This is a genomic window from Kitasatospora sp. NPDC001159 (assembly GCF_053598235.1).
This window is the reverse complement of record NZ_JBSFJV010000054.1, coordinates 15,210-41,510: the sequence shown is the minus strand read 5'-3', so window position 1 is coordinate 41,510 and position 26,301 is coordinate 15,210. Positions and strand designations below refer to the sequence as shown.

Genomic DNA, 26,301 nt, shown 5'->3' with positions numbered 1-26,301 from the left:
CCGACCTCCACCCGTACGGAGCACCGCCGATGTCCCGCCCCACCGCCCGCGCCGTCCACCTGGTCTGCCGCCCCTCTGGCGCGCCGAGGGCCGAGAACTTCGCCTTCGTCGACGAGACCGTCCCGGCCCTCGCCGCGGGCGAGGCGCTGGTCGAGAACCTCTACCAGTCCGTCGACCCCTACATGCGCGAGGAGATGGACGAGGGCGGCTGGGCGCTGCACGCACCGCTGGAGGGACGCACCCTCGGCCGGGTGGTGGAGTCCCGGGCAGACGCGCTGCCGGTCGGCGCCCTGGTCTTCCACCGGCAGGCCTGGAGCACCCACTCGGTGGTAACCGCCGAGCGCGCCAACCTGCTGCCCGACTTCGTCGGCGTCCCGCTCAGCGCCCACCTCTCGATCCTCGGTGGCACCGGCCTGTCCGCCTGGGTCGGCCTGACCCGGATCGCCCGGCTCCAGCCCGGCGAGACCCTGTTCGTCTCGGCCGCGGCCGGGGGCGTCGGCACCGCCGCCGGCCGGATCGCCCGGCTGCTCGGCGCCGGACGGATCATCGGCAGCACCGGCTCCGCCGCCAAGGCCGCCCACCTCACCGGGCACCTCGGCTTCGACGCCGCCTTCGACTACCACGACGGCCCGATCGCCGACCGCCTGCGCGAGGCCGCCCCGGACGGGCTGCACGTCTACCTGGACAACGTCGGCGGCGACCACCTGGAGGGCGCCATCAGCGCGATGCGCGACCGCGGCCGGATCGCCTGGTGCGGCGCCGTCGCCCAGTACGACAACCCGCAGGACCCGCCGCCCGCGCCGCGCAACCTCTACGACATCGTCGGGAAGAACCTGCGGCTGGAGGGCTTCCTGGTCCGCGACCACCTGGACGCCCTTCCCGAGCTCTACGACTTCCTCGTCCCGCACCTGCGCTCCGGCGCCCTCGTCCCGGACGAGACGGTCGTGGACGGCTTCGACCACGTGGTGGACGCCTTCCTCGGCATGCTGCGCGGCGCCAACACCGGCAAGATGATCGTCCGGATCGGCGGCTGACACAGCCCCGGCCCTACAGCGGGGTGACCGCCTTCAGCACCACCAGCAGGGCCACCGCCGCGTTGAGCGCGCACAGTGCCGAGGCCGCCGTACCGACCGCGGCGACCATCGCCGCCAGGCCCGCCGGGGTCTTGGCCGGCGGCCAGTTGCGGGCCGTCGGCACCGGGCCGAGCAGCGCCGCCACCCGGCGCGGCACCGGTCCCGGCGCGGCCGCCGGCGCGGCGAAGGCCGCGAAGCCGGGCGCCGGGGCGGCGTGCGAGACCAGAGCCGCCCGGGCCACCGCCCGCGCGGTGATCCGCCGGTCCCCCACCGCCTGGGCCGACTCCTCGTCCGCCCAGCGCTCCGCGCTGAACGCCACCGCGTCCTGCAGCGGCCGCAGGAACGGGTTGACGCAGGCGGCGAGCTGGGTGGTCAGCAGGTAGCGGTGGTGCCGGTGGCGCAGGTGTGCCCGCTCGTGCGCGAGCAGCGCCTCGCGCTCGTCCTCGGCCAGCCCGTCCAGCATCCCGGTGGAGACCACCACCCTGCCGCGCGAGCCGGGCAGCGCGTAGGCGTACGGGCTGCGGTCCGGCAGCACCGCGAGGTCGCCGGCCTCGGCCGGCCCCTCGGGCAGCCCGGCCAGCGCGCGCCTCGCCCGGGAGCGGACCCGCAGATGCCGCACGACCGTCCGGACACAGGCGAAGCCGACCAGCACCAGCAGCCACATCGCTGCCGTACCGACCGTCTCGTGGTACGGCAGCGCGTGCCGTACCACCGGGTCGGACCAACTGTCCGGCAGCGGGTTGCCGGGGATCTGCGCGGTGCCCACCACGCCGATCAGCCCGAGGCAGAGCACGCTGCAGACCGCCATCACCGCACTGATCACGGTCATCAGCCGGGCCGCACCGCGCGGGTGCAGGTGCTGCTCGGTCAGACGCGCGATCGGCACCGCGGTCAGCGGCAGGATGAGCGGGAGGAAGACGAAGAAGCCCACGGGTCAGCTCTCACGGTCGGCCGCTGCCGGATCGGCGGACGCGGCGTCCAGCAGCGCCCGCAGCAGTTCCTCGTCGTGCGGCAGCAGCGCGCTGACGAAGCTGGCCAGGACGGCGTCCCGGTTCGCCTCGCCGTCGAGCATCCGGCGCATCCGCAGCGCGGCCAGTCCGGCGGCGTCGGCGGAGGCCTGCCACAGGTAGGAGCGGCCGGAGCGGCTCCGGGAGACGGCGTTCTTGGCGTGCAGCCGGGACAGGATGGTCATCACCGTGGTGTACGCCAGGTCGCCCTCCAGGCGTTCCTGGACCCACCCCGCGGTGGCCGGGCCGGGCGCCTGCTGGAGCACCGCCAGCACCTGTGCCTCCAACTCGCCCTGACCGCGTCGTCGGGTCGGCGCGTCCCCGGCCGCCGGGGCGTGCCTCTCGTCTGCCATGACGGCCCACTCCCTCCGGATGCCGCGCCCGGACCGACGGGGCGCGGGCTCATCCTAACGAGCGGGAGGCTGCTCCGGACGGCTCACCGCGAGGGTTCGCAGGCGCACCAGGTGGCGACGACGGGCCCTCAGGCCCGGGCCCGCTGGGTGACGGCGATGCAGACCAGCACCACCACCGCCGTCACCGGCGCGGCCGTCGGCAGGTCCTCACCCAGCAGCAGCACCGACCAGACCAACGTCAGCAGCGGCTGCGCGAGCTGCAACTGACTGGCCCTCGGCACGCCGATCCCGGCCATCCCCCGGTACCAGAGCACGAAGCCGCCGAACTGCGAGACCGCCGCGATGTACGCCAGCCCGACCAGTGCCTTCGCGCCCACCTGCACCGACTCCGTGGCCAGCCCGAACACCGAGGTCAGCACCATCGCGGGCAGCGCGGCCACCACCGCCCAGGCGATCACCTGGGCACCCGGCACGTCCCGGGACAGCCGCCCGCCCTCGGCGTAGCCGGCCGCGCAGATCACCACGCCGACGAACAGGTAGAGGTCGGCGACGGTCGGCCGGCCGTGGCTCTGCAACAGGGTGAAGGCGAGCACGGCCGCCGCACCGGCCAGCGCCGCCGCCCAGAACGCCCGGGACGGCCGGCGGCCGGTGCGCAGCGCCGCGACCACCGCGGTGGCAAGCGGCAGGACGCCGATGACCACCGCCGAGTGGGCGGTCGAGGAGGTTCGCAGGGCGAGCGTGGTCAGCAGCGGGAAGCCCAGGACGCAGCCGCCGGAGACCGTCAGCAGGCCGGGCCACTGCCGGCGCTTCGGCAGCGGGGCGGCGGCGGCCAGCAGGTAGAGGGCGGCCAGCGCCCCGGCCAGGGCGCCGCGCAGCCCGGTCGAGGTCCACGGGCCGAAGCCGGTCAGGGACCACGCGGTGGCGGGGAAGCTGAGCGAGAAGGCGGCCACCCCGAGGGCGGCGAGGGCGGTGCCGGAGGCGAGGCCGTGCTGAGGTGCTATCGCCCGGGGCAGGGTAGCGCTATCTTGTGCCGTCATCGGTAGCTGCCGAGGACGCCGTGCAGTTCGCGGTGCAGGGCGGCGACGGCGGCGGTGCGGCGGTCGCGCAGTTCGGCGCCGAGGGCACGCAGGTGGCGGGCCCAGGCCGGGTCGGAGACCAGTTCGAGGGTCGCCTCCTGGAGCGGCCGGGGCACGAAGAAGCTGTCCACCACCTGGGTGGCCCGCAGCCCGGCCGAGCCCCCGGCCCCGCACCTGCGCCTCAGCTACGCGGCCGCCGACAGTCCGGCGGCGGTGGCGGAGGGGGTCCACCGGCTGCGGACGGCGTACGAGGAGGTCGCGGGCTGAGGCACCCGCGGTCCGTCAGCCGCGGTAGCCGGCCATCCGCTCCAGCCGGGCGATCCGCTCAGCCATCGGCGGGTGGGTGGAGAACAGCCGGGCGCCGGCCTCGCCGGGGCGGAACGGGCTGGCGATCATCATGTGGCTGGCGGTCTGCAACTGGGGCTCCGGCGGGAGCGGGAGCCGGCGGGTGCCGGCGTCGAGCTTGCGGAGGGCGCTGGCCAGGGCGAGCGGGTCGCCGGTGATGCGGGCGCCGTCGGCGTCGGCCTGGTACTCGCGGGAGCGGCTGACGGCCATCTGGATCAGTCCGGCGGCGATCGGGCCGAGGATCATGATCGCGAGTGTCCCGAACAGGCCCGGGCCGTCGTCGTCCTCGTCCCGGCCGAAGGGGATCAGCCAGGCGAAGTTCACCAGGAACATCACCACCGAGGCCAGCGCCCCGGCGACCGAGGAGATCAGGATGTCCCGGTTGTAGACGTGGCTCAGCTCGTGCCCGAGCACGCCGCGCAGCTCGCGTTCGTCCAGGATCTGCAGGATGCCCTCGGTGCAGCAGACCGCCGCGTTGCGCGGGTTGCGCCCGGTGGCGAAGGCGTTCGGGGCCGGGGTCGGGGAGATGTAGAGGCGGGGCATCGGCTGGCGGGCCGAGGTGGAGAGCTCGCGCACGATCCGGTACAGCCCCGGGGCCTCGAACTCGCTGACCGGCCGGGCCCGCATGGCCCGCAGTGCGATCTTGTCGCTGTTCCAGTAGGCATAGGCGTTGGTCCCGAGCGCGACCAGCAGGGCGATCGCGAAGCCGCTCCGGCCGAAGAAACTACCGATCACCAGGATCAGCGCCGAGAGGCCCCCGAGCAGAACGGCGGTCCTCAGTCCGTTGTGCCGGCTGTGCACGTCAGGCCCTCCAGTGGTGCGGTGGGGAAGCCCTTTCTGCCTCGTCCCTCTTGCCCGGTCAACGGGCGGGGCCCGGGACCTTGTTCCCTTGTGACCGACGCGACACCCGCCCGGGCGTCACCGGCACCCCGTCCGGCAGCTCAGAACAGACTGCCGCCCGCCACCTGGAGGACCAGCTGCGGCGCCACCGAGAGCACCACCGCCGCCGAGGCGGTCAGCCCCAGCGTGGCGGCCAGGCTGACCGGCATCCGTCGCCCGGCGCCGCCCTCGGCGACCGCCTCGGCGCCCGCCGGGGCGAACAGCCGGGCCGTCCACAGCAGGTAGTAGTACAGAGCGATGACCACATTGACGGCCATCACCACGGCCAGCCAGCCCAGCCCGGCGTCCACCGCCGCGCGGAACACCACGACCTTGCCGAACAGGCCGACCACTCCCGGCGGCAGCCCGGCCAGGCAGAGCAGGAAGAAGGCCAGCGCCAGCGCCGTCCAGCGGTTGCGGGTGAACAGGCCGCGGAAGTCGTCCACGCTGGTCCCGGCCCGGCGGCCGACGGCGGCGACCACACCGAAGGCGCCGAGGTTCACCACGCCGTAGATCAGCGCGTACGCGGCGGTCGCGCCGAGCGGGTCGACCCCGGTGGGCGCGTAGCCGGCCGCGGCGAGTGGCACCAGCAGGTACCCGGCCTGGCCGACCGAGGACCAGGCGAGCAGCCGCACCGCGCTGTACCGGGTGTCGAAGCGCTGCCGCAGCGCGCCGACGTTGCCGACCGTCATGGTGCCGGCGGCCAGCACGGCGAGCGCCAGGCCCCAGGTGTGGGCGTACGGGCGGAAGGCGATGGTAGTGGCGAGCGCGAGGCCGGACAGGCCGGCCGCCTTGCCGACCACCGAGAGGTAGCCGGCCACCGGCAGCGGGGCGCCGGTGTAGGTGTCGGGCACCCAGAAGTGGAACGGGACGGCGGCGACCTTGAAGGCGAAGCCGACCAGGGTCAGCACGGCCCCCGCCTCGGCCAGCGGCTTGAGCTGGCCGGGCGCGTGCTCCAGGCCCTGGGCGACGGCGCCGAGGTGCAGGCTGCCGCTGGCGGCGTAGACGAAGCCGATGCCGAGCAGCATCACCGCGGTCGCGGTCACCGAGGAGACGAAGAACTTGAGCGCGGCCTCCGCGCCCCGGCCGTCCCGGCGCAGCGCGACCAGGGCGAAGGCGGGCAGCGAGGCGACCTCCAGGGCGATCACCATGGTGGCGAGGTCGCGGGAGGCGGGCAGCAGGGCGGCGCCGGTGGCGCTGGAGAGCAGCAGGAACCAGTACTCGCCGCGGGGGAGCCCCGCGGCGGAGCCGCCGGTCGATGCCGCGTCGTCCACCGTGTGCATTGACAGCAGCGCGGCGATCAGCGCGCCGCCGAGGGCGAGCAGCTGGAACACCAGGGCGAAGTGGTCGGCGACGTACGAGCAACCAGCGCTGTCGGTGCCGCCTGTTACGTTCTGCACACAGAAGGTCGCTCGGGGCGATCCGCCGGTGAGCGGAAGGAGTGCGATGAGGGCGAGGGCGAGTCCGGCCGCGGTGAGGCGGCCGAGCCACTTCTTGTGCCGCTCGGGCAGGAACAGGTCGGCGACCAGGACGGCGAGGGCCGCCACGGCGGCGATCAGCGGGGGCGCGATCGCCACCCAGTCCACGGACTGGATCAGGCTGCCCGGGTTGGCTACGGCGAGGGAGGTCACAGTGTGCTGCCCCGTGGAGTGAGGTCCGAGTGCGGCGGTGTGGGCTGCGAGCACGGTCAGCCACCCCCGAGGAGGTGCTTGACGGCGGGGTTGGAAAGGCCGAGCAGGAGCGCGGGCCAGAGGCCGGCGAGCAGGGTGAGCGCGGCCAGCGGCGTCCAGCTGACGGCCTCGTACGGGCGCAGGTCGGCCAGTTCGGCCACCGGTGCGGGTTGCTCGGGGTCGCCCATGCAGACGCGCCTGACCACGATCAGCAGGTACGCGGCGGTGAGGAGGGTGCCGAGGCCGGCCAGGACCATGTAGGTGACGAAGGCGGGACGCGACAGGCCGTCGGCCGGGTGGAAGGCGCCGAACATGGCGAGCACCTCGCCCCAGAAGCCGGCCAGGCCGGGCAGGCCGAGGCTGGCGACGGCGGCGAAGGCGAGCAGTGCGCCGATCCGGGGCGCCCGGCCGTACAGGGCCGCACCGGTGGCGCCGGAGAGGGTGTCGAGGTCCGCCGTGCCGTAGCGGTCCTTGATCGCTCCGACGAGGAAGAACAGCAGGCCGGTGATCAGACCGTGGGCGATGTTGGCGAACAGTGCGCCGTTCACGCCCACCGGGGTGAGGGAGGCGATGCCGAGCAGTACGAAGCCCATATGGCCGACGGAGGAGTACGCGATCAGGCGCTTGAGGTCGCCCTTGGAGCCGGGGCGGGCCAGCGCCAGACAGGCCAGCGAGCCGTAGACGATGCCGACGGCGGCGAAGGCACCCAGGTAGGGGGCGAGCGTCGCGGTGCCGTCCGGCACGGCCGGGAGGAGGACGCGGACCAGACCGTACGTACCCATCTTCAGCAGCACACCGGCGAGCAGCACCGAGCCGACCGTCGGGGCGGCGGTGTGCGCGTCGGGGAGCCAGCTGTGCAGCGGCCAGGCGGGGGCCTTGACCGCGAGCCCGACCATGATCGCCAGCGCGGCGATCACCTGGGTGGTGTGGCTCAGGCCGTTGCCGTGCCCGGCGGCCAGGGCCTGCATGTCGAAGGTGCCGGCCTTGCTGCCGATCAGCAGGAAGCCGAGCAGCATCACGGCCGAGCCGAGCAGCGTGTAGAGGATGAACCGGTTGGCGGCCGGGACCTTCGCGCCGCTCCCCCAGCGGGCGATCAGGAAGTACATCGGGATCAGCACGATCTCGAAGGCCAGGAAGAAGAGCAGGAGGTCCAGCACCGCGAAGGTGGCGAGCATGCCGACTTCGAGGAGGAGGAACAGCCCGACGAAGGCCTGCGCGGACGGGCTGCGCTCGTCAGTTGCTCCGCCCCGGGCCTTCCCGTCCGGCAGCCGCTTCTCCGAGTACAGCGCGCAGAGGAAGGTGAGCAGCGAGGTCAGCACGACCAGCGGCATCGAGACGCCGTCCACGCCGAGGTGGAAGCGCACGTGCAGGGCCGGGATCCAGGACACGTCGGTGGTGGCCTGCATCCGGGCCGGGTGGTCGTGGTCGAAGCCGGCCGCGAGGGCGACGGTGAGCAGGAACACCGCGCCGGTGACGACGGAGTTCAGCCGCAGTGCCCGCCGGTCGGCGACGGCCCGGTCCGGCCCGAACACCGGCGCCAGGGTGAGCGCGGCGCCGAGCAGAGGCAGCACCAGGAGGGCGATGAGGACTGCGTTCATCGGGGGCTCCCGGGGGCGGCGGTGGCGGGGACGGGGGTGGAGGAAATCAGCACCGGTTACACCGCCACCAGGACGGCCAGCAGGACGGCGGCGGCGAGCAGGGCGCTGAGGTAGGTCTGCGCGTTGCCGGTCTGCGCCAGCCGGACGGCCCGGCCGAGCAGGTTGGCGCCGATCCCGCTGCCCTGGACGTAGCCCTCGACGACCTCGCGGTCGAGGAAGCGGACCAGCTGGGCGGCGGCGGCCACCGGGCGGACGAACAACGCGTGGTACAGCCGGTCCACACCGAAGCCGTGCCGGGCCGGGCCGAACAGCGGCCCGAGCAGGGTGCGCCCGGGGTCTGCGACGATCACCTCGACGGCCGGGGCTCCGGCCTGCTCGGGCACCCGGTCGAAGGCGGCCGGAGCAGGACGGCCGGTGGCCACCCGCGCGGTCGCCGAGCGCCAGGCGCCGTACGCCGCGAGCACACCGACCACGGCGAGCCCACTGCCGGTGACGGCGGTGACCCCGGAGGGACGCAGCGAGCCGCCGTCCAGCAGCGCGGGCAGCGCGTCCGGGAACAGCCCGGCGACGCCGAAGCCCATGGTCGGGACGGCCAGCACCCAGAGCGGCCAGCGCATCGCGGGCGGCTCGGCGGTGGCCGGGTCGGCCTCGTCCAGCTCGGGCGAGTACGGTGCGTCGGCCTCGTGGTCGGCCGAAACAACCGGCACCGCCGCGCCCGCCGGGCTGTGGAAGGTCAGCAGGAACAGCCGGGTCGCGTACGCGCCGGTGAGCAGCGCGGTGAGCGCGGCCGAGATCAGCACGATCCACCCGGCCGCCTGCGGTACCGCCGAGGCCGGGCCGAGCCCGTTGGTCAGCGCCTCGCCCTTGGCCGCGTGCTCGGCGGCGGTCAGCACCGCCTCCTTGCTGAAGAAGCCGGAGAACGGCGGCAGCGGCAGCCCGACCAAGGCGATCAGCGCGATGCCCATCGTCCAGTAGGCGTCCGGCACCCGCTTGCGCAGCCCCGGGACCCGGGACATCGCGGAGATCGAGTTGGTGTGCGCGGCGTGGATCACCACACCGGCGGCCAGGAACAGCAGCGCCTTGAACGCGCCGTGGCTGACCAGGTGGAAGACGGACGCCTCGCGGTCGCCGCTGGCCAGCGCGCCGGCCATGTAGCCGAGCTGGCCGACGGTGGAGTAGGCGAGTACCCGTTTCAGGTCGTCCTGGGCGAGCGCGCAGAGCGCCGAGCCGATCATCGTCACGGCGGCCATCACCGCGAGCACGACCAGCGCCGCACCCGACAGCAGGAACACCGGCATCAGCCGGGCGACCAGGTAGATGCCGGCCGCGACCATGGTGGCGGCGTGGATCAGCGCGGAGACCGGCGTCGGACCGGCCATCGCGTCCGGGAGCCAGGTGTGCAGCGGGAACTGCGCGCTCTTGCCGGCCACGCCGGCGAGCAGCAGCAGGGCGGTCAGCGTCGGGTGGCCGAGCTTGCCCTCACCCGCGGCCGCCAGCACGTCCGGGATCCGGAAGCCGCCGGCGTCCGCGCCGAGCAGGAAGATCCCGAACAGGAACGGCACGTCGCCGAGCTTGGTGACCAGGAAGGCCTTGAGCGAGGCCGAGCGGGCGTCCGCGGTTTCCCAGTGGTGGCCGATCAGGAAGTACGAGCAGACACCCATGACCTCCCAGCCGACCAGCAGCACCATCAGGTCGCCCGAGTAGACCACCAGGAACATCGCGGCGGTGAACAGCGAGACCAGCGCCGCGTACGAGGGGTAGCGCGGGTCCGACTTCAGGTACGCGGTCGAGTAGACCTGGACGCAGGTGGCGACCAGGCCGACCAGCACGGAGATCAGCGAGCTGAAGCCGTCCAGGTGGACGGCCAGCGCGATGTCCGGGCCGCCGGTCGGGGTGAGCCGGGTGGCGGCGTCCAGGGTCTGGCCGGTGCCGAGCTGGAGGGCGACCGCCAGGGCGAGCACGGCCGAGACGGCGACCGGGACTATCGCCAGCGGCCGGGCCAGCCCGGGCGCCTTCCGGCCGACGGCCAGGGTGGCGGCGGCGCCGAGCGCGGGCAGCGCGGGAACGAGGACGGGCAGGGCGAGGTTCATGCGGCGGCCTGGCCCTTCAGCGCCTCGGCTCCGTTCGGCGCCTCCTCGACGGGGAGCGTCTCGGCCGGGTCGCCGAGCGCGGTGGCCCGGTCGATGTCCGCGGTGCCCCGGGTCCGGAACAGCAGCAGGACGATGGCGAGCCCCAGCCCGATCTCGGCGGCGGCGACGGTGATGGTGAACAGGGTGAGCGCCTGCCCGGCGTGCAGCGAGTCGCGCAGCCAGGCGTCGAAGGCGACCAGGTTGAGGTTGACGGCGTTGAGCATCAGCTCGACGGACATCAGCACCAGGACGGCGTTGCGCCGGGCGAGCACGCCGTACACACCGACGCTGAACAGCAGCGCGGCGAGCACGACGGGGTAGGCGAGGTGCATCAGCTCTCCTCCGACGCGGACGACGCGGACGACGCAGAGGACGCGGGCGAGGCGGCGGCGTCCGGGGCGGTGCGCGGCGCGGTCGCGGCGACCGTCCCGTTGGACCCGACCGGCCGCCCGGCGCGCACCTTGCCCGCCCGGGGTACCGGCACCCGCCGCTGGGACCCGCGCGACAGCACGATCGCGCCGACCAGCGCCGCCAGCAGCAGCACGGACAGCGCCTCGAAGGGCAGCACCCAGTGCCGGAACAGGCTGGCCCCGGTGACGGAGGCCGAGCCGCCGCCCTGGCCGAGGTCGATCCAGGAGGTCCGGAAGGCATCGACGACCAGCGTCACCAGCGTCCCGGCCGAGGCCAGTGCCACGACCAGGGCGACCCAGCGGTTCTTGGAGTCGGCGTCCGGCGAGCGCCCGATCGGCGCCTTGGTGAGCATCAGTCCGAACAGCACCAGGACGACCACCGAGCCCAGGTAGATCAGCACCTGCACCCAGGCGATGAACTCGGCCGTGAGCAGCAGGAACTCCACCGCCAGCCCGCCGAGCGCGACCACCAGCCAGAGCGCGGCGTGCACCAGCTGCTTGGTGGTCACGGCGACGATCGCCGAGCCGAGCACCGCGATGCCGACCAGCAGGAAGACGATCTCCTGGCCGGTCGGGGACAGGAACGAACGGGCGGCCGGCTCCAACGAACCGGTCGCCGCGAGAAGCGTGGCAGCGGCGTTCATGCGTCGCCTCCCTTCTCATGGGAAGCAGCCTTCTCTTCCGATTCCGAAGCGGCAGCGGCGGCAGCGGCCGCAGCGGCGGCCGCCAGCTTGTCCGCCGCCTTGCGCGCGGTGGCGATCTCCTTGGGCTCCTCGGCCGCCGGGTCCAGCGCCGGCGGCGCCGGGACGGTCCACATCCACTCGCGCAGCTTCTCCCGCTCATGGGTCAGCTCGTGGATGTCGGTCTCCGCGTACTCGAACTCCGGCGACCAGAACAGCGCGTCGAAGGGGCACACCTCGATGCAGATCCCGCAGTACATGCAGAGCGAGAAGTCGATGGCGAAGCGGTCCAGCACATTGCGGGTGCGGGCCCGGGCGTTCGGCTCGGCGGCGGGCAGCGTCTCCTTGTGGGAGTCGATGTAGATGCACCAGTCCGGGCACTCGCGCGCGCAGAGCATGCACACCGTGCAGTTCTCCTCCAGCAGCGCGATGACGCCGCGCGAACGCGGCGGCAGCACCGGCTGCACGTCGGGGTACTGCGCGGTGACGCTCTTCTTGGTCATCGTCCGCAGCGTCACGGCCAGCCCCTTGGCAAGGCCGACACCGGGGAAACTCATGCGCCCACCTCGCTGCGCTCGGCAGGGGCGTTCGCCCGTACGCACCTTTTGATGATTCGCTCGCTACGCTCGCTCATGAGATCGCCACCTTGATGATGCCGGTGAGGGCCAGCTGGACGAGCGCGAGCGGGATCAGCACCACCCACGCGAAGCGCATCAGCTGGTCCTCGCGCAGACGCGGGTAGGTGACCCGCAGCCAGATGACCACGAAGGCCAGCGCGAAGGTCTTGAGGAGCATCCAGAGCCAGCCGAGCTGGTCCGACATCGGCCCGTGCCAGCCGCCCAGGAAGAGCACCGCCGTCAGCGCGGACACCACCAGGATGCCCGCGTACTCGGACAGCAGGAACAGCGCGAAGCGCAGGCCGGTGTACTCGGTGTACGCGCCGAAGATGATCTCCGAGTCGGCGACCGGCATGTCGAACGGCGGCCGCTGGAGCTCGGCCAGGCCGGCCGTGAAGAACACGAAGGCACCGATGATCTGCCAGGGCAGCCAGTACCACTGCCAGGCGTCCAGGATCCCGGGCAGCGACAGCGTGCCGGCGGCCATCGCCACCGAGGCCGCCGCCAGCACCATCGGCAGCTCGTACGACATCAGCTGCGCGGCCGTCCGCAGACCGCCGAGCAGCGAGAACTTGTTCGCCGAGGCCCAACCGGCCATCAGCTTGCCGATCACGCCGACGCCCATCACGGCCAGCACGAAGAACAGACCGGCGTCGATCGCCTGGCCGACGAGGCCGTTCGGGCCGACCGGGACGGCCAGCAGCACGAACAGGTACGGCAGCAGCGAGACGGCGGGCGCCAGCTGGAAGATCCGGCGGTCCGCCCCGGCCGGGACGATGTCCTCCTTCTGCGCGAACTTCACGCCGTCCGCGAGGAGCTGCGCCCAGCCGTGGAAGCCGCCCGCGTACATCGGGCCGAGCCGGCCCTGCATGTGCGCCATGACCTTGTGCTCGGTCTGGCCGATGACCAGCGGGAAGAGCAGGAAGACGACGAGGGTGGCGACGCAGCGGAGCACCGTGTCGAGCAGGTTCACGAGCCGTCTCCGTCCTGGTCGGCCGCGCCAGCCGAGGTCTCGTCCTTCTGCTCTCCCGGCTCGCCCGGCTTCCCGTCCGACGGCTTCCCGTCGTGGGCGGGCACCGGGTTGTGCCAGGGCGCGTCGGAGGACCGGGGCCGGACCGGAGCGGCGGGCTCGCCCGCTGGCTGGCTGACCGAGCCCTCGGACACCGACCGGGTACGCCGCGGCCGGTCGGCGCGCACGGGCGGGGCGCCCTCGGCCGGAGCGGCCGGCGTCCCAGCGGTTGCGGGAGCCTCGGCACCCGTCTGGCTCGCCGACCCCTCGGACACCGACCGGGTCCGCCGGGGCCGGTCCGCCCGCACCGCCGGCGCGCCCTCGGCACCGGCAGCACCGGCGGCACCAGCGGCTCCGGCAGCCGCCCGGGGCGTCCGCCCCGCCGCGCCCGCCGCCCGCGCACCGCGCGCGGGCCGCTCGGCCACCGGCGGCAGGGTGCCCTTGAGCGGGCCCCACTCGTTCGGGTCCGGCACACCGGCCGGCTGCATCTTGCGCCGGGCCGGCCCGTCGCCGTGGTCCGACTCGCCCGGCTCCTTGGCGCCCGGCCAGGCCTTGGCGACCCGCGCCGCGAGCACGAACTCCTTGCGCAGCGGGTGCCCCTCGAAGCCGTCCGGCAGCAGCAGGGTGGCCAGGTAGGGGTGGCCAGGGAAGTCGATGCCGAACATCTCGTGGGTCTCGCGCTCGTGCCAGGCGGCGCCCGCGTACACCTGGACGGCGCTCGGCAGCGCAGCCTCGTCCCGCGGCACCCGGGTGCGCAGCGCGAGGTGGCGCACGCCCGGCGCCTCGGCGGCGGCCAGGTGCGCGACCACGGAGAAGCCCTCGGCGAGCTCGTCGACGGCGCTCAGCCAGTCGAAGAACGCCAGGCCCAGCACGTCGCGGGCGTTGGTGAGCGCCTCGATCCAGCGCTCGGCCGGGACGTCGACGGTGATCAGCCCGTACGCCTCGGCGCCGGTCGCCCACTCCCCGACCGACGCCGCGTACTGCTCGACGGAAGTCACGAGGCTCCCCCTTCCGGAGAACCCGGCGCCGCCACCAGCGGACGGCGCAGCGCCGCCGCGGGCGCGGTGTAGCGGCCGGGCAGGGACTCGGCGGCGATCTTCTCCTGCAGCTTGAGGATGCCCTGGAGCAGCGCCTCGGGCCGGGGCGGGCAGCCGGGCACGTAGACGTCGACCGGGATGATCTGGTCCACGCCCTTGGTCACCGAGTACGAGTCCCAGTAGGGGCCGCCGGAGTTGGAGCAGGCGCCGAAGGAGATGACGTACTTCGGCTCGGGCATCTGCTCGTAGAGACGCTTGACGGCGGGCGCCATCTTGTCGGTGACCGTGCCGGAGACGATCATCAGGTCCGCCTGGCGGGGCCCGGGCGCGAACGGGATGACACCCATCCGGATGAAGTCGTGCTTGGCCATGGACGCGGCGATGAACTCGATCGCGCAGCAGGCCAGGCCGAAGTTGAAGCACCAGAGGCTGTAGCGGCGGCCCCAGTTGAGCACGACCTTGACCGGGTCGGGTGCGAGCCGCGAGAGCGGGCCGATGCCGCGGCGCTCGACGGCGCCGGGGCGGGAGGGGTCCGGCAGGCCGAGCGGGACGGGGCCGCCCTGCGCGCCGTGCGAGTGGTTGTGCGTCACGTCCATTCCAGAACGCCCTTCTTCCAGGCGTAGAGCAGCCCGACCGCGAGGAAGCCGATGAAGAGGAACATCTCGATCAGCGTTCCGGCGCCGTACCCGGCGGTGGCGAAGACCGTCGCCCACGGGAACAGGTAGATCGCGTCGACCGCGAAGATCACGTACAGGAAGGCGTACACGTAGTAGCGGATCTGGGTGTGCGCCCAGTCCTCGCCCACCGGGTCCACGCCGCACTCGTAGGCGAGGAGCTTCTCCGGCGAGTACACCACCGGCCGCAGCAGCCGGTTGGCGGTGAACGCCACGGTGACGAAGAGCACCCCGACGACGGCCAGCAGGCCCATCGCGGCGTACGCGTCGAAGTAGCCGCTGCCGACCGCCGGGTCGGCCGCGACGGCAGCCGCCTGCTGCCCCTCCATGCCTTCGCCTCCACCTCGGCCGCGAACCCGCCCCTCAAGACAGTTCTACGACTTTTACTCGCCCGCTCTTAACCATGACCAATGCGTGAGTCTAAGGGGACGGCTCAGCTCCGCCCGAACCCTGCCCGCTCCGCGGGACAACCGGTGGACATCGGGGTGCGCGGCCGGGAGCCGGGCAGGGGGTGGGGATAACCCCCGGCCGGGAAGACGCATCACCCCCATGGCACCCCCGGTCCCCGGTTCGGGAAGCTTGGTCCACCAGCTCGACCGACAGGGACGGATGATCCGATGAAGCCGCTGCACCGCCGCGCCGTGGACGCCATCAAGGAGCAGGACGCCCGGATGGAGCGCCCGCCGCTGTACGGTGCGCGGATGTGGCGGCAGGTCGGCCAGCTGATGCTCAACCTGCCGCTCGGCATCGCCGGCTTCGTCCTCGCGGTCACCACGCTCTCGGTCGGCCTGGGCCTGTCGATCACGGTGATCGGCCTGCCGCTGCTGGCCGGCGGGCTGGCCGCCTCCCGCGCCCTGGGCGGGCTGGGCCGGCGCCGGGCACGCTCGGCGTACGGCTCCGCGATCGACGACCCGGAGCCGGTGCTCCCGCGCCGCCCGGGGACGGTCGGCTTCACCATCGCCCACCTCACCGACCTCCTGAACTGGCGCTCGGCGCTCTACAACGTGCTGATGCTGCCCTGGGGCATCCTCAGCTTCACGCTGTCCCTGGTCTCGGTGGTCGTGCTGTGGCCGGTGCTGCCCTGGGTCGTGCGCGCGATGGCGGCGGCCGACCGGATCCTGATCGAGTCCCTGCTCTTCCCCGGTGCCCTGGCCGAGCGGGTGCGCGAGCTGGAGGACGACCGCGGCGCCGTGGTCGACACCGCCGCCGCCGACCTGCGCCGGATCGAGCGCGACCTGCACGACGGCGCCCAGGCCCGGCTGGTCGCGCTGGCGATGGACCTCGGCATGGCCAAGGAGCGGCTGCGCGAGGTGGAGTCCGAGGACGACATGGCGGTCGCGACCCGGATGGTCGACAACGCGCACGGCGAGGTGAAGCTGGCCCTGCAGGAGCTGCGCGACCTGGCCCGCGGCATCCACCCGGCGGTGCTCACCGACCGCGGCCTGGACGCGGCGCTGTCCGCGGTCGCGGCCCGCTGCACCGTGCCCGGCGGGGTGAAGGTGAACGTCGACCTGACCGGGGCGGACGGCGAGCCCGAGCGCCCGGACTCGGCGGTCGAGGGCATCGCGTACTTCACCGTCAGCGAGCTGCTGACCAATGTCTCCAAGCACGCGGGCGCCCGCACCGCCTCGGTCGAGGTCTGGCGCTCGGACCACCAGCTGATGGTGCTGGTCCAGGACGACGGCAGGGGCGGCGCGGCGCCGTACCCGGGCAGCGGCCTGGCCGGGCTGGCCGAGCGGATCCGGGCGGTGGACGGGGTGTTCCTGGTGGACAGCCCGGAGGGCGGCCCGACCACCGTCACCGTCGAGCTGCCCTGGCGCACCCGCGCCGCCCGCCGCTGAGCGGCCGAGGGCAGCACGGAGGAGCCGGGACCCCGTCGAGGCAGTGGGCGGGTCCCGGCGCCGGTCCGGTACGGCCGCCGGCCCGCGGAACCCTTGCGCGGCGCGCGGGCCGACGGCGCACCGGAGCTCAGACCTGGCCTAGGAGCTGGTCGGCAGCGTGCCGAGCGTGACGTCGGCGGTCTGGCTGTTGCCGTCCCGGGTGTAGGCGACGGTGACCTTGCTTCCCGGGGTGAGCGAGGCGAGCGCGGTGGTGAGCGCGTTCAGCGAGTCGACCGGCGTGTCGCCGATCTTGGTGATGACGTCGCCGGGCCGCAGCCCCGCCGCAGCGGCCGCGCCGCCCGGGCTGACCGCCACGATCACCGCGCCGTTCGGCTGGAACTGCTGGTTGAAGCTGGTCCGGGCGGTGACGCCGAGGGCGGCCCGGCCGGAGTTGGTGACCTTTCCCTGCTTGATCAGCTGGTCGGTGATGCTGGTGATGGTGGACGCCGGGATGGCGAAGCCGATGCCGGGGGCGGCCGCGCCGTTGGTCTGCGGCTCGGTCGCGGCGAGGGTGTTGATGCCGATCACCTGGCTGTCCAGGTTGACCAGCGCGCCCCCGCTGTTGCCCGGGTTGATCGCCGCCGAGGTCTGCACCAGGTTGCCGATGGTGGCGCCCGGCGAACCACCGCCCTGGGGCTCGGTGACGGTCCGCCCGGTGGCCGAGACGATGCCCTGGGTGACGCTGCTGGCGAGCCCGAGCGGGCTGCCCATGGCGAGGGTGATCTGGCCGAGCTCGACCTTGCTCGAATCGCCGAAGGTGGCGGGCTTGAGGCCGCTCGGCGGGCTGCTGAGCTTGATCACCGCGAGGTCGGAGTCGGGGTAGCTGGCGACCAGGGTGGCGTCCAGCGCCTTGGTGCTGCTGGCGAGGGTGACGGTGAAGGTGCTCGCGGAGCCGACCACGTGGGCGTTGGTGACGATGTCGCCCTTGTCGTCGTAAACGATCCCGGAGCCGAGGCTCTCGCCGGTGGTGATCTGCACCACCGAGGGCAGTACGTCGGCGATCACCTTCTGGTAGGCGTCCTGCAGCTGGTTGCCGCCGCCCGGCTGGGTGGCGGGGGCGGAGGAGGCCGGCTTGGTGGTGGCGGAGGAGGGGGCGGCCGGCGTCGGGGAGGACGCGGAGGAGGACGAGTTGCTGCAGCCGGCCAGCGCCAGCGCCGTCAGCACGGCGACCGTGCTCGGGGCGAACAGCCGACGGTGGGCTGCCCTGGGCCCGGTCGGCCCGGGTCCGGCCGGCAGCGGACGGTTGTGTTCCTTCTTGCGGCTCACCTGGCTGCCTCCGATTCGTCACCACGCCGAAGGGCGCGGGTATGGGAGCACGGAAATCTTTGTCAGCATTTCACCGATTTGTTCCGAATTGCCGATCCGACTCGCCCGCGAAGGACACCCGAAGGCGAACGCCTAGGATTGCCGCATGACTTGGTTGATCACCGGCGGTGCCGGATACATCGGCGGGCACGTCGTCCGTCAGCTGCTCGACGCCGGCGAGCGCGTCGCCGTCCTGGACGACCTCAGCACCGGCGACGCCTCCCGGGTGCCGGTCGGCGTCCCGCTGATCGAGGGCTCCACCCTGGACCGGGCCTCCCTGGACGCCGCGATCCGCGAGCACGGCATCGAGGGCATCCTGCACTTCGCCGCCAAGAAGCAGGTCGGCGAGTCGGTCGAGCAGCCGTTCCTCTACTACCGCGAGAACATGATCGGCCTGCAGACGGTCCTGGAGGCCGCGGCCGAGGGCGGCGTCAAGCGCTTCCTGTTCTCCTCCTCCGCCGCCGTCTACGGCATGCCGGACGTCGACCTGGTCACCGAGTCCACCCCCTGCGACCCGATGAGCCCGTACGGCGAGACCAAGCTGGCCGGCGAGTGGCTGGTCGCCGCCGCAGGCAAGGCCCACGGGATGTCCACCGTGGCCCTGCGCTACTTCAACGTGGCCGGCGCCGCCTCGCCCGAGCTCTCCGACGCCGGGGTGTTCAACCTGATCCCGATGGTCTTCGAGCGGCTCACCGCCGGCGAGGCGCCGCTGATCTTCGGCGACGACTACCAGACCCCGGACGGCACCTGCGTCCGTGACTTCATCCACGTCTCCGACATCGCCTCGGCCCACGTGGCGGCCGCCAAGCGGCTGGCTACCGATCCGGCCGGCGAGACCTCGCTGGTGCTCAACATCGGCCGCGGCGAGGGCGTCAGCGTCAAGGAGATGATCGAGGTGATCGGCAAGGTCACCGGTTACGACACCACCCCCGCGGTGGCCCCGCGCCGCCCCGGCGACCCGGCCCGCGTGGTGGCCTCCGCCGACCTGATCCAGCGCGAGCTGGGCTGGAGCGCGGGCCACGACGTGGAGGCCATGGTCTCCTCCGCGTGGGAGGGCTGGTGCAGCCGCCACCCCGAGGCCCGCAAGGCCTGATCGCCCGGGCCCGCAGTACCACCGACCGGCGGTGTCCGCCCCGCTCAGCGGGCGGGCACCGCCGTGCCGTAGTAGGCGTCCAGCGCGTACACGCAGCGGTCCTTCGAGCCGACGAAGACCCGCCCGCCGACCGCCACCGGGGAGCCGGTGAGCTCGCCCTTGGTGCCGAGCTCCCAGCGCAGCTGACCGGTCGCCAGGTCCAGGGTGTGCAGCGAGTGGTCCCGGCTGCCCAGGTGCACCAGGCCGTCGGCCACCGCCGGGGAGCCGACGATCTCGCCGCGCGCGGTGTAGCGCCAGCGCTCCCGGCCGGTCGCCGTCTCGAAGGCGTACAGCACCTCGCGGCTGCCCACCAGCGCCATGCCGTCCCCGACCACCACCGGCTCCGCGCCCTGGCGGCTGCCGGTGACCCCGCGCCAGCGGTCCAGGCCGGTGGCCGCGTCCAGTGCGTAGACCGTGCCCAGGTAGTCGGCCACGTAGACCGCGTCGGCGTCCAGCGAGGGCGGGGTGAACAGCACCACCGGGGCCTCGAAGCGCCAGCGCTCGGTCCCGCTGGCCGCGTCCAGCGCGTACACCCGGGTACCGGCCGTCACGTACAGCACGCCGCCGCGCTCGACCGGGTGCGAGGGCACGTCCTCGCCGACCGGGAAGGACCAGCGCAGGCCCGCGCCGCGCGGGTCCACGCAGCGCAGCCGCCCGGCGCCGTAGTAGTAGGCCGCGCCGGCCACCAGGACCGGGCCGGACTGCGGGTTCTCGTAGTCCTGCTGGGCGTCGTCCGCGCGCCACAGCTCGGCGCCGGTGGCGGCCGCGCGCAGCTGGACGCCGCCGCCGCGGACGCCGCAGCAGAGCACGCCGTCCGCGGCGGAGAGCGAGTAGACCCAGCCGTCCAGCGAGGTGCGCCAGCGCTCGGTGCCGTCCGCGACGTCCACGGTGTACAGGTGCGGACCGTCGGCGGCGTGCACCCGGCCGGCGTCCACCGCGAGCGCCCAGGCGACGTCCCGGGTCTTGTACCGGCGCTCGCCGGAGGCGATGTCCAGCGCGTGCACCTCGAAGCTGGAGACGAAGAGCGTGCCGTCGGCGACCACCGGGGTGCCCCAGACGTCGTTGGACATCCGGAACCGCCAGGGGCGCCAGCGGGCGGCCGGGGCGGGGGCGGGGGTCGGCACGGGGGCCGCCGGCGGGGTCGGGGTCGCCGTCCGGCGGACCCAGTCGGTCTCGGCCGGGGCGGTGGTCGGGCGGGGCTGCTCGTGCTCGGCCCGCGGCCCCGGGCCTATCCGCACCGAGGCGCCGGACAGCTGCACCTCGACGGGCACCCCGCCGGTGGGCGCGCGGTGCTTGTTCTTGGAGGGGATCTTCGCGGTCGGGATCTCGGCGTCCGAGGCCTGCCCGGGGCGCGGCGCGCTGTGCACCGGTCCGGACGGCGGCGTCGAGTGCCGCACACCCGGATGGGTGCGCGGGTCGTCCAGGCCGGGGTGCTGCGGCGGGATCTGCGGCTGCGGCTGCTGCTGCGGCGGGGCCTGCGGGTGCGGCGGCTGCGGCTCGACCGGGCCGGAGTACGGGCGGGGCGGCGGCGCGCTCGGGCGGCGGCCGCGCTTGCGCTCGATCAGCTCCAGCGCGTTGGCGGGCAGCCAGTCGCCGGCCTCTCCGGAGGCGTCGTCCCGGGAGAACAGGTGCGGGGCAAGCTCGGCCTGGATCTGTGCCGGGGTCGGCCGGCGCTCGGGGGCCTGCTGCATGCAGGCGCGGACCAGGTCCATCAGCTCCGGCGGCATGCCGGACAGGTCCGGCTCCTCGCGCAGCAGCTGGAACACCGTCTCGACCGGGTTGGAGCCCCGGTAGGGCGGGTGCCCGGTGGCACAGAAGACCATCAGCGAGCCGAGCGAGAAGACGTCGCTGGCGCCCCGGACGGTCCGGCTGTCCCGGGCCTGCTCGGGGGACATGTAGGCCGGGGTGCCGACCGCGACGTTGGTCATGGTGAGCCGGGTGCTGGAGACCCCGGACGCGATGCCGAAGTCGATCACCTTCGGGCCGTCCTCGACCACCAGGACGTTGGAGGGCTTGAGGTCGCGGTGGATCAGCCCGGCCCCGTGGATGGACTGCAGCGCCTCGGCTATGCCCGCGACCAGCCAGCGGGTGGCCTCCACCGGCAGCGGGCCGCACTCCTCGACCAGGTCCTCCAGCGAGGGCGCCGGGATGTACGCGGTGGCCAGCCAGGGCACCCGGGCGTCCGCGTCGGCGTCCACCACGGCCGCGGTGTAGAAGCCGCCGACCGTCTTGGCGGCCGCGATCTCCCGCGCGAAGCGGACCCGGAACAGCTCGTCCTCGGCCAGTTCCCCCCGGACGGTCTTGATGGCCACCCGGCGCCCGGACGCGGAACGCGCCAGGTAGACCAGTCCCATCCCACCCGCGCCGAGTCGCCCCAGCACCTCGAAGGGCCCGATCCGCCTCGGATCGTGCGCCGTCAGCTGGTCCACTCCGCTGCCACCTCCCCGTTTCCGCACCCGCCGCGTGGTGCCGGTCCCGATTCTCCAATGCCGCCCGGCGCATCTCCAACCTCCCCCGCCCGGAGAGGCCCGGCGAGCGGGCCAGTCACGGCAGTCCCCCGGTCAGCAATGACGGAACGGCCGGATTCTGACGCCCGCTCCAACCGCGGCTTGCGCCCCGGGGCACGGACCGTCCGCTTTCCACCCCTCATCGACTGTCACGCTCTGTCACCAGACCACCCCTCAGCGGACTCGCCGTCACGCTATGGGGTCAAAAGCACACGGGGGGGCTTCAACGGCGCCTTCGGAGCCCGGTGAATATCCGCCCGAAGTGGTTCATGCCGCTATAGCAACCCCCCGTGCGGAGTAATAGTCGCATCACCGAATCGCGCCAAGATCGTGCCACGGTAAGCTGACGGCATGACAGGACAAGTTCGCACCGTCGACGGTCGCGTCGCCGGGCGACGCGGACAGGAGACGCGGCAGAAGCTGCTCGACTGCCTCCGTGAGATGCTCAGCACGTCGCCCTATCGGGACGTCAAGGTCATCGACGTCGCCCGTATGGCGGGTACCTCCCCCGCGACCTTCTATCAGTACTTCCCAGATGTCGAGGGCGCAGTCCTCGAAATCGCCGAGGAAATGGCCAAGGACGCCGACACCCTCAAAGAGCTGGTGGCCGGAAAGTCCTGGGCAGGGAAGTCCGGACCGACCACTTCGGAAGAACTGGTCGACGGATTCCTCGCCTTCTGGCGCAAGAACGACGCCATTCTCCGAGTGGTCACGCTCGGTGCCGCGGAAGGGGACAAGCGGTTCTTCAAGATCCGCATGACCGTCCTCAACGCGGTCGCCAAGCCGCTCGCAGAGGCCGTCAAGGAACTCCAGGCGAAGGGTCAGGCCGACAAGACGCTCGACCCGAACGCCGTCGCCGGGGCCCTGGTCTCGCTGCTCGCTTCGGCGGCCGAGCACCAGAAAGCCTTCACCTCCTGGGGCGTCAAGGTCAAGGACCTCAAGCCCAACCTCGCTCCCCTGGTGTACCTGGGCGTCACCGGTAAGAAGGCGCCCAAGTAAAACCATCCGTTCGATCCACCATCCGCTCCGCGCGCAGCCCCGGCCTCCTGTCCGGGGAACGACGGACGGCGGCCGTGTCCTCGGGGGAGGTCCGCCGACGTACCGCACGCGCGCCAGACATGCCGGTGGGCGGGCCCCCTCACACAGGGGGCCCGCCCACCGGCATTCTTCGGTTCTGCGGTCCGTTTCGGACGTTCTGGCCCGCCCCGAGCCCAAGGACGCCGGCACCGGGAGGGAGAAGCGACGGAGGAGCGAGGGAGCGGCGACCGTCGGCGCCGGGTCAGGAGCGCCCGGAGGCGAGCGGGCGGGTTACGGGCAGCGGACGACCTGACCGGCGTAGGCGAGGCCGCCGCCGAAGCCGAAGAGCAGCACCGGGTCGCCCGGGGAGAGCTCACCGCGCTCGACCAGCTTGGAGAAGGCGAGCGGGATCGAGGCGGCCGAGGTGTTGCCGGAGTCGACCACGTCCCGGGCCACCACGGCGGCGTCGCCGAGGCCCAGCTTCCTGGCGATCGCGTCGATGATCCGCAGGTTGGCCTGGTGCGGGACGAATCCCTTCAGCTCCGAGGGGTCGATCCCGGCCCGCTCGCAGGCCTTCCGGGCGAGCGGAGCGAGCTGGGTGGTGGCCCAGCGGAACACCGACTGGCCCTGCTGGCTGATCACCGGGTCCCAGCCCGTGATCACCACGGCGTCGCCCTTCTCCGGCTCGGAGCCCCAGACCACCGGGCCGATGCCGGGCTCGGCGCCCTCCTCCTGCGCCTCGACCACCGCGGCGCCGGCGCCGTCGCCGAAGATCACGCAGGTGGAGCGGTCGGTCCAGTCGAGGGTGTCGGACATCCGCTCGGCGCCGATCACCAGCGCGCGGCGGGCCGCACCGGCCCGGATCGCGTGGTCGGCGGTGGCAAGCGCGTAGGAGAAGCCCGAGCAGACCGTGTTGATGTCGTACGCGGCGGGCGAGCGCACGCCGAGCCGGGCGGCCACCGCGGCGGCGGTGTTGGGGCTGCGCTCGATCGCGGTGCAGGTGGCGACCACGACCAGGTCGATGTCGTCGGCCATGCGGCCGCTGTTGGCGAGTGCCTTCTGCGCGGCCTCGGCGGCGAGGTCGACCAGGGTCTCGCCCTCGGCGATGTGCCGGGTGCGGATGCCCACCCGGGTGCGGATCCACTCGTCATCGGTGTCGACAAGCGCCGCCAGGTCGTCGTTGCTGAGAACCTTGGGGGGCTGGTAGTGGCCGAGTGCCACGATGCGCGAACCGCTCATGGTGCCATGGAACCGGGTTACCGGCTGGTCAGCTGGGCGTGACCGGCTACAGGATCCACACCGGTGATCTGTAGGAGATCGACAAGGGGTGTTGCGGCGCCTGGGTTGGCGTATGCCGAGGTCAGGCCGCCAGTGTGGTGGCGTCGCCCATCACGATGACCGGATGGGCGGCCGGATCCAGGGTGCGGATCAGCTGGGCCATCTTGTCCTCGGGGATCGACACGCAGCCGTGGGTGGGGCCGTCGTGGTCCACGTGGAGCCAGATGCCGCCGCCCTTCTTGGCGCCCATCGGGCGGCGCGGGTCGAGCGGGGAGTTGCCGGGGACCCGGTTGTAGTTGATCGCGACCACGTAGTCGAAGGAGCCGGCCAGCTGGTCGCCGAAGAAACCGGTGCCGGAGACCACGAAGCTCGGGTCCTTGTCGTACGGGAGCTTGCTGCCCGGGTCGGCGTTGTGGCCGCCCGCGTCCGTGAGCGAGAAGACGCCGATCGGGCTGCGCAGGTCGCCCTCGCTGTGGTCGGCGGTCCAGCCGTTCTTGCCGTTGTGGCCGTTCCAGGTCTCGCCGGCCAGCCAGCGGCCCTCGGGGGTGCGGGTCCACAGGACGACGGTGTTCTTGTCGGTGTTCTTGTCGGCGCCGGAGGCGACCACGACCTGGGTGGTCTCGGCCGGGATCTTCGCGGTGAAGGCGGCGCCGAGGCCGGGTATCGCGGCCAGCGAGCCGTCCGGGCGGGTCTCGCTGCGGCCGGCGGCCAGGGGTACGGACTGCCGGTCGGCGGCGGCCTGGACGGCGGCGGGCGCGGGCTGGTCGGGCTTGCTGACGCCCTCCGGGCCTGGGCCGTCGGCGGCCGTGATGCCGGGCTTGGCGTCGTCCTGGCCGACGGTGTACCAGCCGGCGGCAGCCGCGACCAGCAGGGCGGTGCCGGCCATCACGGCCTTGCCGTGACGTTTCTGCTTCGCCTTGCGCCGCCGGCCCCGGACAGCGGCCCGGCCGCCCGGCCCGGGGGCCGCGGCGGGGGTGACGGAGGCGAGGGGTGGTGCGACCGGCGCGGGCTCCTCGTAGAGCGGCTGCTCGTACGCCGGCTCCTGGTACGCCTGCGCCTGGTACGCCTGCGCCTGGTCCATCGGCTCCGGCTCGGCCGGGTACGACTGGAACGGCTGCTCGTACGCCTCGAAGCACCCGTCAGCGGCCTGCGGGGCCTGCTGGTACCCGCCGTAGTAGTCCTGCCGGTACGACTCGTACGCGTCGTACGGCGCCTCCTGCGACTGCTGCGGCACCCCGTACACCGGCTCCTGCATCGGCTCGTACGGCGGGTACTCGGTGGCGCGATGAGAACCGGACATGCCGTCGATCCTGCCAAACGCCGCACCCGTTGGTAAACCCGGGTCGCGTGCGGGAGCCGTGAAGACGCCGCCGCCCGGGCCGAAGCACGGCCCGGGCGGCGGGGAAGTCGCAGGTCAGAGGCGCATCGCCTGCGGGGCCTCGCGGCGCGTCAGGTCCGGACCCTCGTACTCGCGGATGACCTCGTAGCGGGTGTTGCGCTCGACCGGGCGGAAGCCGGCGTCCCGGATCAGGCCCAGCAGGTCCTCGCGGCCGAGCTTGTTCGGGGTGCCGAAGTTGTCCGCGTCGTGGGTGATCTTGTACTCGACCACCGAGCCGTCCATGTCGTCCGCGCCGTGGCTGAGCGCCAGCTGAGCGGTGGTGACGCCGTGCATCACCCAGAAGACCTTGACGTGCGGAACGTTGTCGAACAGCAGCCGGGAGACCGCGAAGGTCTTCAGCGCCTCGGCACCGGTGGCCATCTCGGTACGGGCCATCAGCTTGTTGCGCACGACGCCGTCCTTGGAGTCGTGGAAGTCGTGCTGGTAGCGCAGCGGGATGAAGACCTGGAAGCCGCCGGTCTCGTCCTGCAGCTCACGCAGCCGCAGCACGTGGTCCACCCGGTGGCGGGGCTCCTCGATGTGGCTGTACAGCATGGTGCAGGGCGTCTTGAGGCCCTTGCTGTGGGCGAGGCGGTGGATCCGCGACCAGTCCTCCCAGTGGGTGTCGTGGTCGACGATGTGCTGGCGGACCTCCCAGTCGAAGATCTCCGCGCCGCCGCCGGTCAGCGACTCCAGGCCGGCGTCGATCAGCTCGTCCAGGATCTCGTCGGCGGACAGGCCGCTGATCTTCTCGAACCAGTGGATCTCGGTGGCGGTGAAGGCCTTCAGCGAGACGTTCGGCAGGGCCGCCTTCAGCTCCCGCAGCGAGCGCGGGTAGTAGCGCCAGGGCAGGGTCGGGTGCAGGCCGTTGACGATGTGCAACTCGGTGAGGGACTCGCTCTCCATCGCCTTGGCGAGGCGGACGGCCTCCTCGATGCGCATCGTGTAGGCGTCCTTCTCGCCCGGCTTGCGCTGGAACGAGCAGTACGCGCAGGACGCGTTGCACACGTTGGTCATGTTGAGGTGGCGGTTGACGTTGAAGTGGACGACGTCGCCGTTCTTCCGCGTCCGCACGTGGTGGGCCAGACCGCCCAGCCAGGCCAGGTCGTCGCTCTCGTAGAGTGCGATCCCGTCCTCGCGGGTCAGCCGCTCACCCGCGTAGACCTTCGCCTCCAGCTCGCGCTTGAGCCCTGCGTCCATGCGGTGCCCCGCCTCCTCCGACATTCGATTCCTTGCCGGAACGAGGT

Annotated in this window: 24 protein-coding genes and 1 pseudogene; 5 read left to right on the top strand and 20 right to left on the bottom strand. The window is 73.0% G+C overall.

Annotated elements, in window-relative coordinates:
- Window positions 1–29: 29 nt before the first annotated feature.
- On the top strand, window positions 30–1,034 hold the full coding sequence (locus ACWC9T_RS25265) for an NADP-dependent oxidoreductase (protein WP_449823317.1): 1,005 nt from the start codon (window positions 30–32) through the stop codon (window positions 1,032–1,034).
- Window positions 1,035–1,047: 13 nt separating this feature from the next.
- Here ACWC9T_RS25265 and ACWC9T_RS25260 read toward each other — a convergent pair whose 3' ends face one another.
- The 4 genes and pseudogenes from ACWC9T_RS25260 to ACWC9T_RS25245 all read right to left on the bottom strand — a co-directional run.
- Window positions 1,048–2,004 (bottom strand): M48 family metalloprotease, encoded by a 957-nt coding sequence (locus ACWC9T_RS25260; protein ID WP_449823316.1) that lies wholly within the window; start codon window positions 2,002–2,004, stop codon window positions 1,048–1,050.
- Window positions 2,005–2,007: 3 nt separating this feature from the next.
- Entirely contained in the window at window positions 2,008–2,433 is a 426-nt protein-coding gene (locus tag ACWC9T_RS25255; RefSeq protein WP_396248248.1) for a BlaI/MecI/CopY family transcriptional regulator, read from the bottom strand.
- A 128-nt stretch (window positions 2,434–2,561) separates the two neighbouring features.
- Window positions 2,562–3,470 (bottom strand): DMT family transporter, encoded by a 909-nt coding sequence (locus ACWC9T_RS25250; protein WP_449823315.1) that lies wholly within the window; start codon window positions 3,468–3,470, stop codon window positions 2,562–2,564.
- A 23-nt stretch (window positions 3,471–3,493) separates the two neighbouring features.
- Window positions 3,494–3,658 (bottom strand): annotated as a pseudogene (locus tag ACWC9T_RS25245) (PLP-dependent aminotransferase family protein); the annotation flags it as partial.
- Here ACWC9T_RS25245 and ACWC9T_RS25240 point away from each other — a divergent pair.
- Window positions 3,648–3,776, top strand: coding sequence for a hypothetical protein (locus ACWC9T_RS25240; RefSeq protein ID WP_449823314.1), 129 nt, complete (start codon window positions 3,648–3,650; stop codon window positions 3,774–3,776). The pseudogene ACWC9T_RS25245 and the gene ACWC9T_RS25240 overlap by 11 nt on opposite strands.
- A 15-nt stretch (window positions 3,777–3,791) precedes the next feature.
- Here the strand turns inward: ACWC9T_RS25240 and htpX are convergent, their stop codons facing one another.
- From htpX to ACWC9T_RS25185, 11 genes are all read right to left on the bottom strand, one after another.
- Window positions 3,792–4,655 (bottom strand): zinc metalloprotease HtpX, encoded by an 864-nt coding sequence (gene htpX, locus ACWC9T_RS25235; protein ID WP_449823313.1) that lies wholly within the window; start codon window positions 4,653–4,655, stop codon window positions 3,792–3,794.
- 140 nt (window positions 4,656–4,795) lie between these two features.
- The gene (locus tag ACWC9T_RS25230) at window positions 4,796–6,364 is read right to left on the bottom strand and encodes an NADH-quinone oxidoreductase subunit N (RefSeq protein ID WP_449823312.1); all 1,569 of its coding nucleotides are present in this window, start codon (window positions 6,362–6,364) and stop codon (window positions 4,796–4,798) included.
- A gap of 56 nt (window positions 6,365–6,420) precedes the next feature.
- Window positions 6,421–8,001 (bottom strand): complex I subunit 4 family protein, encoded by a 1,581-nt coding sequence (locus ACWC9T_RS25225; protein ID WP_449823311.1) that lies wholly within the window; start codon window positions 7,999–8,001, stop codon window positions 6,421–6,423.
- A gap of 56 nt (window positions 8,002–8,057) precedes the next feature.
- Complete coding sequence (locus tag ACWC9T_RS25220) at window positions 8,058–10,091, bottom strand: NADH-quinone oxidoreductase subunit 5 family protein (RefSeq protein WP_449823310.1); 2,034 nt, start codon at window positions 10,089–10,091, stop codon at window positions 8,058–8,060.
- Window positions 10,088–10,462, bottom strand: coding sequence for an NADH-quinone oxidoreductase subunit NuoK (gene nuoK / locus ACWC9T_RS25215; RefSeq protein ID WP_449823309.1), 375 nt, complete (start codon window positions 10,460–10,462; stop codon window positions 10,088–10,090). The genes ACWC9T_RS25220 and nuoK overlap by 4 nt, the downstream gene beginning before the upstream one ends.
- Window positions 10,462–11,184, bottom strand: coding sequence for an NADH-quinone oxidoreductase subunit J family protein (locus ACWC9T_RS25210; RefSeq protein ID WP_449823308.1), 723 nt, complete (start codon window positions 11,182–11,184; stop codon window positions 10,462–10,464). The genes nuoK and ACWC9T_RS25210 overlap by 1 nt, the downstream gene beginning before the upstream one ends.
- Complete coding sequence (locus ACWC9T_RS25205; protein ID WP_449823307.1) at window positions 11,181–11,777, bottom strand: NuoI/complex I 23 kDa subunit family protein; 597 nt, start codon at window positions 11,775–11,777, stop codon at window positions 11,181–11,183. Before ACWC9T_RS25205 ends, ACWC9T_RS25210 begins: the two co-directional genes overlap by 4 nt.
- A gap of 73 nt (window positions 11,778–11,850) precedes the next feature.
- Complete coding sequence (nuoH, locus tag ACWC9T_RS25200; protein WP_449823306.1) at window positions 11,851–12,810, bottom strand: NADH-quinone oxidoreductase subunit NuoH; 960 nt, start codon at window positions 12,808–12,810, stop codon at window positions 11,851–11,853.
- On the bottom strand, window positions 12,807–13,844 hold the full coding sequence (locus tag ACWC9T_RS25195; protein ID WP_449823305.1) for an NADH-quinone oxidoreductase subunit C: 1,038 nt from the start codon (window positions 13,842–13,844) through the stop codon (window positions 12,807–12,809). Before ACWC9T_RS25195 ends, nuoH begins: the two co-directional genes overlap by 4 nt.
- Window positions 13,841–14,479: an NADH-quinone oxidoreductase subunit B gene (locus ACWC9T_RS25190; RefSeq protein ID WP_449823304.1), complete on the bottom strand. Its 639-nt coding sequence runs from the start codon at window positions 14,477–14,479 to the stop codon at window positions 13,841–13,843. Before ACWC9T_RS25190 ends, ACWC9T_RS25195 begins: the two co-directional genes overlap by 4 nt.
- Complete coding sequence (locus tag ACWC9T_RS25185; RefSeq protein WP_449823303.1) at window positions 14,470–14,886, bottom strand: NADH-quinone oxidoreductase subunit A; 417 nt, start codon at window positions 14,884–14,886, stop codon at window positions 14,470–14,472. Before ACWC9T_RS25185 ends, ACWC9T_RS25190 begins: the two co-directional genes overlap by 10 nt.
- A 288-nt stretch (window positions 14,887–15,174) precedes the next feature.
- Here ACWC9T_RS25185 and ACWC9T_RS25180 point away from each other — a divergent pair, with 288 nt between their 5' ends.
- A complete protein-coding gene (locus tag ACWC9T_RS25180) occupies window positions 15,175–16,398 on the top strand; it encodes a sensor histidine kinase (RefSeq protein WP_449823302.1) in 1,224 nt (407 codons plus the stop codon).
- A gap of 138 nt (window positions 16,399–16,536) precedes the next feature.
- Here ACWC9T_RS25180 and ACWC9T_RS25175 read toward each other — a convergent pair whose 3' ends face one another.
- Window positions 16,537–17,625: a S1C family serine protease gene (locus ACWC9T_RS25175; RefSeq protein ID WP_449823333.1), complete on the bottom strand. Its 1,089-nt coding sequence runs from the start codon at window positions 17,623–17,625 to the stop codon at window positions 16,537–16,539.
- Between the two features lie 223 nt (window positions 17,626–17,848).
- On the opposite strand from ACWC9T_RS25175, the gene galE reads away from it, so the two are divergent.
- On the top strand, window positions 17,849–18,835 hold the full coding sequence (galE, locus tag ACWC9T_RS25170) for a UDP-glucose 4-epimerase GalE (RefSeq protein WP_449823301.1): 987 nt from the start codon (window positions 17,849–17,851) through the stop codon (window positions 18,833–18,835).
- A 44-nt stretch (window positions 18,836–18,879) separates the two neighbouring features.
- Here galE and ACWC9T_RS25165 read toward each other — a convergent pair whose 3' ends face one another.
- Window positions 18,880–21,303, bottom strand: coding sequence for a serine/threonine-protein kinase (locus ACWC9T_RS25165; protein WP_449823300.1), 2,424 nt, complete (start codon window positions 21,301–21,303; stop codon window positions 18,880–18,882).
- A gap of 429 nt (window positions 21,304–21,732) precedes the next feature.
- Here ACWC9T_RS25165 and ACWC9T_RS25160 point away from each other — a divergent pair, with 429 nt between their 5' ends.
- Entirely contained in the window at window positions 21,733–22,380 is a 648-nt protein-coding gene (locus ACWC9T_RS25160) for a TetR family transcriptional regulator (protein WP_449823299.1), read from the top strand.
- Between the two features lie 309 nt (window positions 22,381–22,689).
- Here ACWC9T_RS25160 and ACWC9T_RS25155 read toward each other — a convergent pair whose 3' ends face one another.
- The 3 genes from ACWC9T_RS25155 to mqnE all read right to left on the bottom strand — a co-directional run bounded on the left by ACWC9T_RS25155 (window position 22,690) and on the right by mqnE (window position 26,254).
- Window positions 22,690–23,637, bottom strand: coding sequence for a beta-ketoacyl-ACP synthase III (locus ACWC9T_RS25155; protein WP_449823298.1), 948 nt, complete (start codon window positions 23,635–23,637; stop codon window positions 22,690–22,692).
- 121 nt (window positions 23,638–23,758) lie between these two features.
- The gene (locus ACWC9T_RS25150; protein WP_449823297.1) at window positions 23,759–24,976 is read right to left on the bottom strand and encodes a L,D-transpeptidase family protein; all 1,218 of its coding nucleotides are present in this window, start codon (window positions 24,974–24,976) and stop codon (window positions 23,759–23,761) included.
- Between the two features lie 114 nt (window positions 24,977–25,090).
- A complete protein-coding gene (mqnE, locus tag ACWC9T_RS25145; RefSeq protein ID WP_449823296.1) occupies window positions 25,091–26,254 on the bottom strand; it encodes an aminofutalosine synthase MqnE in 1,164 nt (387 codons plus the stop codon).
- Window positions 26,255–26,301 lie beyond the last annotated feature (47 nt).